We start from the raw sequence: 13,131 nt of genomic DNA on the forward strand, positions 1-13,131 counted from the left end.
ACAGGTAGACGAAAAAGCAGGACGAAATCAGGCGCGGAACCCCGTCAGCAGGTGCTGCGCCAGCGGCGCCCGCAAGGGGGCGGCCAGGTCCAGGCCCAGCAGGGCCAGGCCACAGGCATGCTCCACGGGAGCAAGCCCGGTGGCGAAGATGCGCGGCATCAGATCGGTCAGGCCGGCGGTGACGACGCGGTCGAATTGGCGCGCCCGGCCGAAATCAGCCAGCGCGGCGGTCGGGCTGGCGTTCGGCTGGGCCAGCCAGCCGCCCAGGGCCTGGGCCAGCCTGGCGGCATCGCGCAGGCCCAGGTTCAGGCCCTGGCCGGCCACCGGATGCAGCGTCTGCGCCGCGTTGCCGATTGCGGCCACGCGGCCCTGCACCAGGGCGCGCCGGGCGCTGAGCGCCAGCGGGAAGACATGGCGCGGCGCCTGGCAGGACAGCCGGCCCAGGCGGTCGCCGAAGGCTGCGGACAGCGCCTGCGAAAAGGCGGTGTTGTCCAGCGCGGCCAGTTCGGCGGCGCGCTCGGGCGCGTTGCACCAGACCACGGAATAGGCATCGGGCAGTTGCGGGTGCGGCAGCAGCGCCAGCGGGCCTTCGGGGGTAAAGCGTTCCCAGGCCCAGCCGCGACGCGGCAGGGTGGCGTGGGCGGTGGTCAGGAGGGCGTGCTGGCCGTAATCGCGGCGCACGTCGCTGGCGCCGGCGCCGTCGGATTGCACGGCGATGCGGCAGCTGAGCGCCGCGTCGCCCTGGCGGATGCGCACGCCGTCGCCGTCTTGGCCGTCGACCTGGGCCGGCGGGCCGGACAGCAGCGTGACGCCGCTGGCGGCCACGCATTCCTCGAGCTTGGCGTGTAGAGCCGAATAGGCGACCACGCAGCCCAACTGCGGCACGCCGAAATCAGTGTGCTGGATCACGCTGCGGCCCAGGCGCCCACGCTGCGACACATGGATATTGAGGATGTCCGCCGCCTTCGCGGGCCAGGCGTGCAGGGATTCGAGCAACACCCGGCTGCCGTGGTTCATGGCCAGCACGCGGGGATCGGCGGCCGGGACGGCGGCGGGCGCGGCCGGCGCCGGAGTTGCGCCGGCCAGCAGGGCGATGCGGGCCGGGTCCGGCGCCACGCGCGCCAGCATCAGCGCCAGCACGCGGCCCACGGGGCCAGCGCCAAGAATCGCAATGTCGAAGGCGGAGATAGTCATGCCCGGATTTTACCCGTCCACTACAATCCCGGGCAGCCGGCGCGGCTTGGCGCCAGGGACCTTTCTACCGGTTGATCGATATGACGCAGCTCGAGGCTTCTTCTTCGCTTTCCGCCGACATCGGCCGCCGTCCGCGCGGCAAGGTCGCCGTCGGCCTGCTGGCCTGCCTGTTCGGCTGGCTGGGCGCGCACTGGTGGTACCTGGGCCGGCGCCACGCCTGGCTGGTGACGCTGGTGGCGGCGGTCAGCCTGTTCTGCGCGTTCCGCTTCTACCCGGTCTGGTACGACAACCCGGCGTTCTTCGTGCTGTTCATTCCCATGATCGACGGCTTCATCGAAAGCGCGGTGTTTTCATTGATGCCCGACGAAAAGTTCGACCGCCTCTACAACCCGGGGCAGGGCGCGGCCAACAAGACGGGCTGGGGCCCGGTGCTGGTTGCCATCCTGGCCTGCCTGGTGGGCGCCACCGTGTCCATGTTCGCCATCGCGATGTTGGTGGTGTACATCTGGGTCGCGATGGGCTGGCTGGACGGCCTGGTGCTCTGAACCGGGCAGTGCCTCATTCGCGCATCAGCGCTTCGATTTCACTGGCCTGCACCGGCACGCCGCGGGTGATCAGTTCGCAGCCTTCATCCGTGACCAGCGCGTCGTCCTCGGTGCGGATGCCGATGTTCCAGTAAGCCTCGGGCACGTCGTCGGCCGGACGCACGTAGATGCCCGGCTCGATCGTCAGCATCATGCCCGCCTGCAGCGTGCGCCACGGGCGTTCGGCGCCCTGGCCCGCGCCGCCCGGTTGGCGATAGTCGCCCACGTCGTGCACGTCCAGCCCCAGCCAGTGGCCGGTGCGGTGCATGTAGAAGCGGCTGTAGTCGCCCGATTCGATCACGCCGTCCAGCGATCCCTTCAGCAGCTTCAGATCCAGCATGCCCTGCGCCAGCACGCGCACCGCCGCCTCGTGGCCGTCGTTCCAGCCGCGCCCCGGCGCGGTTGCCTGCGCCGCCGCTTCCTGGGCGGCCACCGTCAGGTCGTACAGCGCGCGCTGCGGGCCGCTGTAGCGGCCGTTCACGGGAAAGGTGCGGGTGATGTCGCTGGCATAGCTGTCGACCTCGCAGCCGGCGTCGATCAGCACCAGATCGCCGTCGCGCAGCACCGCCTCGCCGGCGGGGTAGTGCAGCACGCAGGCATTGGCGCCGGCGGCCACGATGCTGTTGTACGCCACCGCCTGGGCGCCATGGCGGCGGAACTCGTATAGCAGTTCCGCTTCCAGTTCGTATTCATGCATGCCGGCGCGGGCGACGCGCATGGCGCGGACGTGTGCGCCGGCGGAGATCTTGGCCGCCCGGCGCATCGCGGCGATTTCCGCGGCATCCTTGATCAGCCGCATTTCGGCGATGATCGGCCGGATGTCCTGTTGCCGCTCGGGCGGCGCATGGCCGCCGCGGCTGGCCTCGCGCGCCGCCGCCAGCCAGCGGTGCAGCCGGCCGTCGCTGCGCTTGTCGCCGGCCAGGGGCGCATACAGCGTCGGCTGGTCCAGCAGCAGCTTGGGCACCAGTTCGTCCAGTGCGTCCAGCGGGTGCGCGTCGTCAAAGCCGAAATGCGCGGCCGCGGCCTCGGGGCCGAAGCGCCGGCCTTCCCAGATCTCATGCTCGACGTGGCGCGGGCGGCAGAACAGCAGGGCGCGGTCGGTGGCGCCGGCGATCAGCACCACCCAGGCGCCGGGCTCGGTAAAACCGGTCAGGTAGAAGAAATCGCTGTCGTGGCGGTAGGGATATTCGGCGTCGCGGTTGCGGATGGCCTCGGGGGCGGTGGCCAGGATGGCGATGCCGCCTCCGTCCGCGCGCATCCGGTCCATCAGGCGCTGGCGCCGGGCGGCGAAAGGGGCGATGTCGTCGGGAGGCAGGCTCATGGGTAACGGGGCGGCGGGGCCGCGCAGGAAGCTGGGATGCCGTTTACTTTACTCGCCGTGCCGCGGATGCGACAGTGCGGCGGCATTGGCGCGCAAGGAGCGCGGATTCATTGGACTGTCATGGACGGACTGCTACAATCGCGGCTCTGTCATTGGGGAGTAGCCATCCTTTGTCCCCAAAGGAGTTAGCGTCAACAGACTTGGTGGTTCGGTACCGCGTAGCGGCTGCCAGAACTCCATGGCGCTAACGGTCTCCATGTCGCGGCCCGCCCGCGCATGGATCAGCCAGGCGAGACCTTTGGCCGCGTAGCGTTCACCCTAGCCGGGCGAGCCGTTGCGTCGCGCCAATTGGTTTCTGCTCGTCCGGCTGCGTCTATATGTTGCTCACCCTGTTTCTGTTTTTCCTGTCCGCGGCAGTGATCTATCTCGCCTGCGAGTTCTTCGTGAACGGCGTTGAGTGGGTCGGACACCGGTTCCATCTCGGCGCCACCGCCACCGGCACCGTGCTTGCCGCCTTCGGCACCGCGTTGCCCGAGAGCGCCGTCACTTTCATGGCCGTGGTCTTCGGCGAGACCCCCGAACAGAAAGACATCGGCGTCGGCGCCGCCATGGGCGGTCCGCTGGTGCTGGCGACCCTGGCCTACGCCGTCGTCGGATTCGCCCTGTGGCGCGCGCGCCGCGGCCAGTCCACCCAAGCCAACTGTATCAACGCGGACCAGCGCCGGCTGGCCCGCGACCAGGCCTGGTTCATGGGCATCTTCATCTTCAAGGTCGGGCTGGGCCTGTTGGCCTTCGCCTGGAAGCCCTGGCTGGGCATCCTGTTCCTGGCCACCTACGGCCTGTACATCAAGCGCGAACTGAGCAACGACGAGGAAAGCATCGATAGCGAGGACCTGGAGCCGCTCAAGCTGCGTCCGCGCGATGACAATCCGTCCATGTTCTGGGCGGCCACCCAGACCATCCTGGCCCTGGTGGTGATCGCCGGCGCCTCCCATGTGTTCGTCAACCAGATCGAACTGCTGGGCGTCGCCATGGGCGCTTCACCGCACGTGGCGGCCTTGCTGCTGGCGCCCGTCGCCACCGAACTGCCCGAAATCATGAACGCGCTGATCTGGGTGCGCCAGGGCAAGGAACGCCTGGCCCTGGCCAATATTTCCGGCGCCATGATGATCCAGGCCACCATTCCCAGTGCGCTGGGCATCTTCATGACGCCCTGGCTGCTGGATGGCCCGCTGTTGGCCGCGGGCCTGTTCACCATGCTGTCCATCGGCCTGTTGTGGCTGCGTTTCCGCCGCGCCGTCATGAGCGTGCCGGCACTGTCCGCGGTGGGCGGTTTCTATGCCTTGTTCGCGGCCTACCTGGGCTGGCATTTCTACGCCTGACAAGGATCGGGATGCAAGGCGCGCGCGCCCTGCATCCTTTTTCGCACAATGGGGGCTTTTTATACCCTAAACCTTGTCCATCAGTGGAAACCCGCGTAAAATTCCGCTGTTATCCATCTCAGGAGCAGTCTTCGTGAATACCGATTCCGGCGAAAGTAGTCGATCTTGCATCGACGTCGCTGTTTAACAGGTCCACGCAGAACGCCCTCTGCCGCAGCCTGTTGAACAGGTTGCGGTTGTATCCCAAGCCCCAGGCAGCACCGGGGCGGTAGCGCAAGCCCACGGCTTGCCGGGATTCTTCCCCCGACATAATCCGCCAGAACCGCCGCTAGTCGCAGCGCCAGCGTTCGTGCACGTTTTTTTCGTGCCACCCGCCCAGCGCCGTGCGTGCGTGCGCGCGTATCCGCGATACCGCTCCCCATTTTGCAATGGAGGTCGTTATGCGTTTCTTCGACTTGTTCCTGCGCCGCGCCGGCGTGGACCGCGCCACCGCCCTGGGCCGCCGCCGCGGCACTTCGCGCCTGACCGTCATCTGCCCGCGCGATGAACTGGGCGCCCTGCGCAAGCAGATCTGCCTGGACTTCAGCGCCGCCGGACTCGATGTTTCGCAGGTGCAGATCGACCAGGGCCGCGATCCTGGCATGGCTTCGGCCTGCATCACCGTCAATTGCCCGCCCGAACTGCGCGCCGAACTGATGTCGCAAGCGCGTCGGCTGAGCGCCAATCCCGCTGTGCGCCACGTGCATTTCGGCGCCCAACCGCTGGCGGCCTGAGTCCGCCGCCCATCCCCCCAGGAGAGACCATGCCCAGTGCCTTAGACCCCGAGCCTCGATCGCGCCCCACGCGTGGCGCCGGTTTGTCCGTCTGACCTGTCTTCTCCTTGCGAGCCGACTGGCCGGATAGTCACCCGGTCCGTACGGAATCCGCAGCCCTGAACCCCCGGCCAGGCCCGCCACGCGCGCGCCGGTTCCGCCGGCCCAGGTTCTTCCGCTAGTTTCCCGTTCCGCTTCACGCTCCCGGCGCGCCCATCGACGCGATCCGGACACCGGCAACATCGCCCCGGTGCCTGCGCACGCCTGTACGTGGCGGATCCGGCCTGCTTTGCGCAGGCCGTGGCCCCGTGCTGCCTGCGATCAGGCCTGGCCGCGTGCCGCCCGTGTCTCTCAGAACAACACCAAAAAACCCCGAGCACTCCGATGTTTACATTCCTGAAGACCTTTTTCTCTTCCGCGGCCGGGCTGCGGCGATCGGGGCGCCACTTCCGGCGTTCCCCCATGCTTGAACAGGGCAGCGGCCAGGCTGTCGCCGTGTCGTCCGACGCCTCGCGCCGCGCCAACCGCCGCATGCTGGACGTGGCGCGCATGGACTTCGATGCGCTGTTCGCGATGTTCCGCAGCGGCCGCGGCGGCCTGTCGCAGGCCCAGGCCGAAGAAGCCCGCGCCCGCTACGGCGCCAATGAGGTCGATCACGAAAAGCCGCTGACCTGGTATGCCCACCTGTGGCAGTCGTTCCGCAATCCCTTCAATCTGCTCCTGACCGGCCTGGCGACCCTGTCCTGGGTCACCGATGTGTACATGGCCGAACCCGATGACCAGTCCTGGAAGGGCGTCATCATCATCGGCTCCATGGTGGTCATCTCCACGCTGTTGCGCTTTGTGCAGGAGCGGCGCTCGAACCGCGCGGCCGAAGCCCTGAAGGCGATGGTGCAGAACACCGCCACCGTCTTGCGCAGCGACGCCGCCGGCATGGCCGAGGGCGACACCCAGCGTGTCTTCGGCGCCACGCTGCACGCTTCTGGCTCGCGCCAGATCGAAGTGCCGCTGGCCGAACTTGTGCCCGGCGATGTGGTGCTGCTGTCTGCGGGCGACATGATTCCGGCGGACTGCCGCATCCTGGGCGCCAAGGACCTGTTCATCGCGCAGGCCGCGCTGACCGGCGAATCGCTGCCGGTTGAAAAGTACGCCGTGCAGCGCGCCGAGACCGCCAACTCGCTCGAACTGGAAAACATGGCCTTCATGGGGACCAACGTGGTCAGCGGGTCCGGCAGCGCGCTGGTGGTCGCGACCGGATCGGGCACGTACTTCGGCCAGCTGGCCGGGCGTGTGACCCAGACCTCGCGCATCCCTACGCAATTCCAGCAGGGCATCAACCGCGTGAGCTGGGTGCTGATCCGCTTCATGCTGGTGATGGCGCCGATCGTTTTGCTGATCAACGGCTTCACCAAAGGCGATTGGCTCGAGGCGTTGTTGTTTGCGCTGGCGATCGCCGTGGGCCTGACCCCGGAAATGCTGCCCATGATCGTCACTGCCACGCTGGCCAAGGGCGCCGTGCGTATGTCGCGGCGCAAGGTCGTGGTCAAGCGGCTGGACGCCATCCAGAACCTGGGCGCGATGAATGTGCTGTGCACCGACAAGACCGGCACGTTGACGCAGGACCGCATCGTGCTCGAGCGCCACACCGACGTGTACGGCGCCAGCAGCGACGACGTGCTGGCCTATGCCTACCTGAACAGCTATTACCAGACCGGCCTGAAAAACCTGTTGGACGTGGCAGTGCTGCGCCATGCCGAGGTCGAGCGCCAGCTGGACCTGGCCGCCAAGTACCGCAAGATCGACGAGATCCCGTTCGATTTCTCGCGCCGTCGCATGTCGGTGGTGGTCAGCGAAACCGAGAACGGGCGCGAACACCACGAGCTGATCTGCAAGGGCGCCCTGGAAGAAATGCTGTCGGTCTGCACCCGCCTGCGGGTAGGCAGCGACGTGCACCTGTTGACCGACGCGCGGCGCGCGGACATCCGCCGCGTGACGGCCGACCTGAACCGCGACGGGTTGCGCGTGATCGCGGTGGGCGTGCGCGAATTGCCGCCTACGCAGCAAGCCTACGGCGTGGCGGATGAATCCGATCTGGTTCTGGTGGGATACATCGCCTTCCTGGATCCCCCCAAGGAATCCACTGGCCCGGCGCTGGCGGCCCTGCGCGGGTCCGGCATCGAAGTGAAGGTGCTGACCGGCGACGTGGAGCTGGTCACGCAAAAGGTCTGCCGCGAAGTGGGGTTCGAGGTCCGCAAAGTCTATCTGGGCGACCAGATCGAAGCGATGGACGACGCCCGCCTGGCGGTGGCCGTCGGCGAGGCCAATGTGTTCGCCCGGCTGACGCCGGCGCACAAGGAGCGCATTGTGCACATGCTGCGCGCCCAGGGCAATACGGTGGGTTTCATGGGGGACGGCATCAACGACGCGCCGGCCTTGCGGGCGGCCGATGTGGGGATTTCCGTCGATTCGGCGGTCGATATCTCGAAGGAAGCCGCCGACATCATCCTGCTGGAAAAAAGCCTGATGGTGCTGGAAGACGGCGTGATCGAAGGCCGCAAGACCTTCTGCAACATGCTCAAGTACCTGAAGATGACCGCCAGCTCCAACTTCGGCAACGTCTTCTCGGTCCTGGTGGCCAGTGCCTTCCTGCCGTTCCTGCCGATGCTGCCGATCCACTTGCTGCTGCAGAATTTGATGTACGACATATCGCAGACGGCCATTCCGTTCGACAATGTCGATGAAGAACTTCTGAAAAAGCCGCAGCAATGGGATCCCGCCGGCCTGGGACGCTTCATGGTGTTCTTTGGCCCCATCAGCTCCATTTTCGACATCGCCACCTATGCGCTCATGTGGTACGTGTTCCAGGCCAACGCGCCCGAACATCAGACCCTGTTTCAGTCGGGCTGGTTCGTCGAAGGGCTGTTGTCGCAGACGCTTATCGTGCATATGATCCGCACACGCAAGATTCCGTTCCTGCAGAGCCGCGCCGCCTGGCCGCTGATGGCGATGACGGTGATGGTGGTCGGGTTGGGGCTGTTCCTGCCGTTTTCGCCCTTGGCCGGCTACTTCCAGCTGCAGGCGCTGCCGTGGTCGTACTTCCCGTGGCTGGTGGGCATCCTGCTCAGCTACTGCGTCCTGACGCAATTGCTCAAGGGTATCTGGGTCCGCCGCTACGGCTGGCAATAGTCAAACCGAACCACCTGGCGGCGGGCATCTGGCCCGCCGCGGATTCAGGAGATAGCTATGAGAATCACGACTGTTGCCACGACGCTGATGGCGGGCGCGGCAAGTATTCCCCTGATGGCGCACGCGGCCGGCGACGGCCCGGGCGTGCAACTGTACGGCGTGGTCGACGCCGGCATCGCCACCACCCATACGTCGGGCCAGGGCAGCCATAGCGGCCTGCTCAACGGCGGTCTGACCGATTCCTTGTGGGGCCTGCGCGGCAGCGAAGACCTGGGCGATGGCTGGAGCACCCGCTTCCAATTGGAAAGCGGCTTCGATCCGTCCACCGGCAAGCGCGCCGACGACGACCGCCTGTTCAACTACGGCGCCTGGGTCGGGCTGGCGCATGAACGCTACGGCGACCTGCGCCTGGGCCGCCAATACACCGTCGGCAAGACCTACGGCAATGCGCTGGAGCTTGCCTCCTGGAAGGAAATGGGCATGGGCGCCACCTTCAAGGCGTCCGACAACTATCAGTTCAGCAACCTGGTCAACTATTACACGCCTACCTGGCAGGGCTTCCAGGCCGGCATCGGCTATGCCTTCGATGCCGATGGCCGCGACCGCTTCCAGACCGCCGCCAACAACCGCGCGCTCAGCCTGGGCCTGAAATACGAGGACGGACCGCTCCTGGCGGTGGCCACCTGGGACCAGATGCGTCTGGCGGATCCGCCCGCCGGCAACAATGGGCGGCCGCAGGCGGTGCAATTGGGGGCGTCCTATGACTTCGAGGTCGTCAAGGTGTCGGTGGCCTGGTCGCGTCAGCGCAACGGCTACGTCGGCCTGGACGGCGGCGATCCCGACAATCTCGGCCAGAACCTGGGGCCGGCGGCCTTCGCCCGCGGCGGCGCCATCAACGCCTGGCTGCTGGGCGCCAGCGTGCCGGTGGGGCATGGCACCGTGGTGGCGCAGTGGTCGCTGGCCAGTCCGGACTGGACGTGGGAAGACGGCTCCAAGGCGCGTAATGCGCAGTTGGTGACCCTAGGGTATACCTATGACCTGTCGCCGCGCACCACGCTCTATGCGTTCGCCGGCTACGCGTCCAATTACACCCTGGATAACCAGTTCGACCCTGGCCATTCGCATACCTCGCGTTTTGGCACGGGCATTTCGCACCGGTTCTGAGCCGGACGGGGGGCGTCCGGGTCTACTACAATCGACCCGGTTGCGTGTTTTGGCCCGGGCGGCTTCCCCCCGCTGGCATTTTCCGGATGACCCGCATGGACAGTCTCGAATGGCTCATACCCTGGGAGTTCTCTCCCACGCTGGTGGCCTCCTTCCTGGTGGCCATCGTGCTGTTTGTGCGCGGCCAGCGCGTCCATCACGTATCGGGCGCGCGCCGCGTGCTGTTCTGGACCGGCATGGTCCTGCTGTACCTGTCCATGCACACGCGGCTGGACTACTACGCCGAGCGGATGTTCTTCATCCATCGTATCCAGCACCTGGTGCTGCACCACCTGGGGCCGCTGGTCGTCATGGCGGCTTTTCCTGGCCAGGTCATGCGCGCGGGCCTGCCGATGTCCTGGCGCGTCCGGCTACGTGATTTCCTGTGCACGGGTTGGGGCCGCGGCACCGTGGCCGTGCTGACCAACAAGATCTTCGTGCCGACCCTGTTCGTGTTCCTGGTGCTGGTCTGGCTGATCCCGTCGGTGCAGTTCTATTCCATGCTCGACTGGCGGCTGTACCGCGTGATGAACTGGTCCGTGGTGATCAGCGGCTTCATGTACTGGAACCTGATCCTGGACCGCCGTCCCAGTCCGCCTGCCGCGATGACGCCGGGCGGCCGCGTGATTTCACCGATCCTGACCATGCTGCCGCAAATGGTGGCGGGGGCGGTCATCGCCTTTACCGAAAGCGATATCTATCCGCTGTTCGAGCTGTGCGGCCGCGCCATCGCGATGTCGGCCCAAACGGACCAGACCATCGGCGGCCTGACCATGTGGATTCCGGCCGCGCTGGTGGAAGTGATCGGCTTGATGGTGGCCCTGGGGACGCTGATGCGGCTGTCGGCCAAGGGCCGTCTGCGCAAGGCCGACCGCGACGCCCTGGCGCAGGCCCGTGCCCGAGCCCGGGCGGCGTCCGTCTGAAGACTGCCGGGGCTGGCGCGCCGCGAGGGCGCGCCAGATGGGGATGCGCGGCTGCCGGATCAGTCCGGCAGCAGACCGTGGTACTTCTTGCCCAGCGCCACGGTGGCCTGGAACATGCCTGCCTTGTTGCCGCAGTCGTAGCGCGTGCCTTCGTAGCGGTGCGCGTACACCGCGCGTTCGCGCATCATCGAGGCGATGCCGTCGGTCAGCTGGATCTCATTGCCCGCGCCCATCTTGGTCGAGCGCAGATGGTCGAAGATCGCGGCTTCCAGCACATAGCGGCCCACCACTGCCAGCGTCGAGGGCGCGGCGGCGGGATCGGGCTTTTCAACGATGTGGGTCACGCGCTCGGTGCGGCCGTCGGCCTGGGCATCGCCGGCCCGGGTGGCCACGATGCCGTACTTGCGCGTGTCTTCGCGCGGCACGTCCTGCACGCCCAGCACGCTGGCGTTCTGGAGCATGGCGACGTCCACCAATTGCTTCAGGGCGGGAGAGTCGCCGTCGATCAGGTCGTCGGCCAGCAGCACGGCGAAGGGCTCGTCGCCCACCGCCGGAGCGGCCGACAGCACGGCGTGACCCAGGCCCAGCGGCGCGGATTGGCGGATATAGAGGCAATTGACGTGGGCAGGTAGAATGCCCCGCACCATCGCCAGAAGCTCGTGCTTGCCTTTGCTTTCAAGGTCGGACTCGAGCTCGGGGGCGGAGTCGAAATGGTCTTCGATGGCGCGCTTGTTGCGACCCGTAACGAAGATCAGGTCCGTGATGCCGGCAGCCACGGCTTCTTCGACGGCGTACTGGATCAGCGGTTTGTCGACGACGGGCAGCATTTCCTTGGGCATCGCCTTGGTGGCGGGCAGGAAACGCGTGCCCATGCCGGCGACAGGGAAAACGGCTTTACGGACGGGACGCATTGAAACCTCGTAGGGGGTAACGATGAAACATTTTAAGCGCATCGCTATCATAGGCTTATGAACCGCAGGAAAATGCCATCCATTTGCTCGATTGCGCAGCGGGGCGCGATCGCCGGAATCTGTTTCGCCCTGGTCGCGCCGACCTTGCCGGTGGCCGCCTGGGCCCAGCCCGTGGGTTTGCCCACGATGGGCGCCGCATCCGCCGCGGACCTCTCCCCCATGCTGGAGCGCAGCCTGGGTGAGGCCATCATGTCGCAAGGGCGCCGCGATCCCACCTATATCGACGACCCCGAACTCAGCCAGTACCTCACCACCATGGGGCGCAAGCTGGCGGCGTTTTCGCCCGGCGCGGTGCCTGATGTCGAGATGTTCGGCGTGCGCGATCCCGAGATCAACGCCTTCGCCATGCCGGGCGGCTTCATCGGCGTCAATACCGGGCTGATCGTGTCCTCGGGCAGCGAGTCCGAGCTGGCGGCGGTGCTGGCGCACGAAATCGGCCACGTCGTGCAGCGCCACATCGCGCGCGGCATGACCCAGCAGAACCAGAACAGCATGGTGATGCTCGCCAGTCTGGCGGGCGCGCTGCTGGCCGCGCTGGCCGGCGGCGGGGGCAACCTGGCGATGGGGGTGGCCGCATTCGGCCAGGCCGCCGCCATCAACCGCCAATTGGGCTTTTCCCGCGATGCCGAACGCGAGGCCGACCGGGCCGGCTTCACCATGCTCACCAAGGCCGGCTACGACGCCGAGGGCATGGCGCAAATGTTCTCGCGTCTGATGAACGCGTCGCGCCTGAACGAAGGCGCGGGCGGCGGCTCGTGGGCCAGCACCCACCCCTTGTCCATCGAGCGTATGTCCGATGTGCAGAACCGCGTGCGTTCACTGCCGCCCGCGCGCCACGTCGACAGCGACGACTTCTGGTACGTGCGCGCCAAGATGCGCGTGGTGCAGGGGCGCGACGCGGTCAGCCTGCGGTCGGCCACGCAGCAATTGCAGGACGAAGCCCAGGCCCTGTCCGGCGTGCGCCGCTCGGCCGCGTATTACGGCCTGGCGTTGCAGGCCTTTCAGCGCAACAGCCTGGATGAGGCCGAGCGCAACATGGGGCTGGCCTCGGCCGACGGGCGCGATTCGCCGCAAATGGCCAAGCTCGCCGTCGATATCGCGCTGGCCCGCAAGGACTACCGGCGCGCGCAGGACCTGGCGCAGGCCGCCACGCGCCGCTGGCCCGAGCAGCGGGCGCTGGGCCTGGCCTACGCCACCGCGCTGCAGGCCAATGGCCGCCACGCCGAGGCGCAGGACTATCTGCGCGCCAAGATCAAGCAATGGGGTTCGGACGAGCCCAGTCTCTATCAGATGCTGGCGCAAAGCGAAGAGCGCAACGGCAAGCCGGTGCAGGCGCGCCGCGACCTGGCGCGCTACTACGTCATGACCGGCGCCTTCGCGGCGGCCGAGTCGCAGCTGCAGCAGGCGCGTAGCATGTCCACCGATTTCTACGAGCAGTCGCAGATCGACGTGCAGATCAAGGAAGTCAAGGACAAGCTGGCCGAAGAGCGCCAGTTGCTGGAACGCTTCAAGTCGGGCTGATTCAGGCCGGGTTATCTGTGCCGGCCGGACGCAG

10 protein-coding genes and 1 riboswitch are annotated in these 13,131 nt (G+C 67.0%); of the genes, 7 read left to right on the top strand and 3 right to left on the bottom strand.

Going from position 1 to position 13,131, the window contains the following annotated elements; genetic code table 11:
- Nucleotides 1-27: 27 nt before the first annotated feature.
- On the bottom strand, nucleotides 28-1,194 hold the full coding sequence (locus A9974_RS23255) for a UbiH/UbiF/VisC/COQ6 family ubiquinone biosynthesis hydroxylase (RefSeq protein WP_183006570.1): 1,167 nt from the start codon (nucleotides 1,192-1,194) through the stop codon (nucleotides 28-30).
- Between the two features lie 80 nt (nucleotides 1,195-1,274).
- On the opposite strand from A9974_RS23255, the gene A9974_RS23260 reads away from it, so the two are divergent.
- A complete protein-coding gene (locus A9974_RS23260; protein ID WP_183006571.1) occupies nucleotides 1,275-1,739 on the top strand; it encodes an NINE protein in 465 nt (154 codons plus the stop codon).
- Between the two features lie 13 nt (nucleotides 1,740-1,752).
- On the opposite strand, the gene A9974_RS23265 is transcribed toward A9974_RS23260, so the two are convergent.
- On the bottom strand, nucleotides 1,753-3,099 hold the full coding sequence (locus tag A9974_RS23265; RefSeq protein WP_183006573.1) for an aminopeptidase P N-terminal domain-containing protein: 1,347 nt from the start codon (nucleotides 3,097-3,099) through the stop codon (nucleotides 1,753-1,755).
- A 135-nt stretch (nucleotides 3,100-3,234) separates the two neighbouring features.
- A riboswitch (yybP-ykoY riboswitch) is annotated at nucleotides 3,235-3,474 on the top strand.
- A 2-nt stretch (nucleotides 3,475-3,476) separates the two neighbouring features.
- On the opposite strand from A9974_RS23265, the gene A9974_RS23270 reads away from it, so the two are divergent.
- The 5 genes from A9974_RS23270 (at nucleotide 3,477) to A9974_RS23290 (ending at nucleotide 10,605) form a co-directional block, all read left to right on the top strand.
- Nucleotides 3,477-4,481, top strand: coding sequence for a sodium:calcium antiporter (locus tag A9974_RS23270; RefSeq protein WP_183006575.1), 1,005 nt, complete (start codon nucleotides 3,477-3,479; stop codon nucleotides 4,479-4,481).
- Nucleotides 4,482-4,921: 440 nt separating this feature from the next.
- Complete coding sequence (locus tag A9974_RS23275) at nucleotides 4,922-5,254, top strand: hypothetical protein (RefSeq protein ID WP_183006577.1); 333 nt, start codon at nucleotides 4,922-4,924, stop codon at nucleotides 5,252-5,254.
- A 423-nt stretch (nucleotides 5,255-5,677) separates the two neighbouring features.
- On the top strand, nucleotides 5,678-8,479 hold the full coding sequence (gene mgtA, locus A9974_RS23280) for a magnesium-translocating P-type ATPase (RefSeq protein WP_183006578.1): 2,802 nt from the start codon (nucleotides 5,678-5,680) through the stop codon (nucleotides 8,477-8,479).
- Nucleotides 8,480-8,536: 57 nt separating this feature from the next.
- Nucleotides 8,537-9,643, top strand: coding sequence for a porin (locus A9974_RS23285; protein WP_183006579.1), 1,107 nt, complete (start codon nucleotides 8,537-8,539; stop codon nucleotides 9,641-9,643).
- Between the two features lie 86 nt (nucleotides 9,644-9,729).
- Entirely contained in the window at nucleotides 9,730-10,605 is an 876-nt protein-coding gene (locus A9974_RS23290) for a cytochrome c oxidase assembly protein (protein WP_183006581.1), read from the top strand.
- A 59-nt stretch (nucleotides 10,606-10,664) separates the two neighbouring features.
- Here A9974_RS23290 and galU read toward each other — a convergent pair whose 3' ends face one another.
- Nucleotides 10,665-11,516: a UTP--glucose-1-phosphate uridylyltransferase GalU gene (gene galU, locus A9974_RS23295; protein ID WP_183006583.1), complete on the bottom strand. Its 852-nt coding sequence runs from the start codon at nucleotides 11,514-11,516 to the stop codon at nucleotides 10,665-10,667.
- A 57-nt stretch (nucleotides 11,517-11,573) separates the two neighbouring features.
- Here galU and A9974_RS23300 point away from each other — a divergent pair, with 57 nt between their 5' ends.
- Nucleotides 11,574-13,097, top strand: coding sequence for a M48 family metalloprotease (locus A9974_RS23300; RefSeq protein ID WP_183006585.1), 1,524 nt, complete (start codon nucleotides 11,574-11,576; stop codon nucleotides 13,095-13,097).
- Nucleotides 13,098-13,131 lie beyond the last annotated feature (34 nt).

Source organism: Achromobacter sp. UMC71 (assembly GCF_014170305.1).
Taxonomy (GTDB): Bacteria; Pseudomonadota; Gammaproteobacteria; order Burkholderiales; family Burkholderiaceae_B; genus Achromobacter.

Bases quoted from the DNA above. Each gene is read 5' to 3' on its own strand.
- A9974_RS23255 (WP_183006570.1), bottom strand. From the start codon at position 1,194: ATGACTATCTCCGCCTTCGACATTGCGATTCTTGGCGCTGGCCCCGTG.
- A9974_RS23260 (WP_183006571.1), top strand. From the start codon at position 1,275: ATGACGCAGCTCGAGGCTTCTTCTTCGCTTTCCGCCGACATCGGCCGC.
- A9974_RS23265 (WP_183006573.1), bottom strand. From the start codon at position 3,099: ATGAGCCTGCCTCCCGACGACATCGCCCCTTTCGCCGCCCGGCGCCAG.
- A9974_RS23270 (WP_183006575.1), top strand. From the start codon at position 3,477: ATGTTGCTCACCCTGTTTCTGTTTTTCCTGTCCGCGGCAGTGATCTAT.
- A9974_RS23275 (WP_183006577.1), top strand. From the start codon at position 4,922: ATGCGTTTCTTCGACTTGTTCCTGCGCCGCGCCGGCGTGGACCGCGCC.
- mgtA (WP_183006578.1), top strand. From the start codon at position 5,678: ATGTTTACATTCCTGAAGACCTTTTTCTCTTCCGCGGCCGGGCTGCGG.
- A9974_RS23285 (WP_183006579.1), top strand. From the start codon at position 8,537: ATGAGAATCACGACTGTTGCCACGACGCTGATGGCGGGCGCGGCAAGT.
- A9974_RS23290 (WP_183006581.1), top strand. From the start codon at position 9,730: ATGACCCGCATGGACAGTCTCGAATGGCTCATACCCTGGGAGTTCTCT.
- galU (WP_183006583.1), bottom strand. From the start codon at position 11,516: ATGCGTCCCGTCCGTAAAGCCGTTTTCCCTGTCGCCGGCATGGGCACG.
- A9974_RS23300 (WP_183006585.1), top strand. From the start codon at position 11,574: ATGAACCGCAGGAAAATGCCATCCATTTGCTCGATTGCGCAGCGGGGC.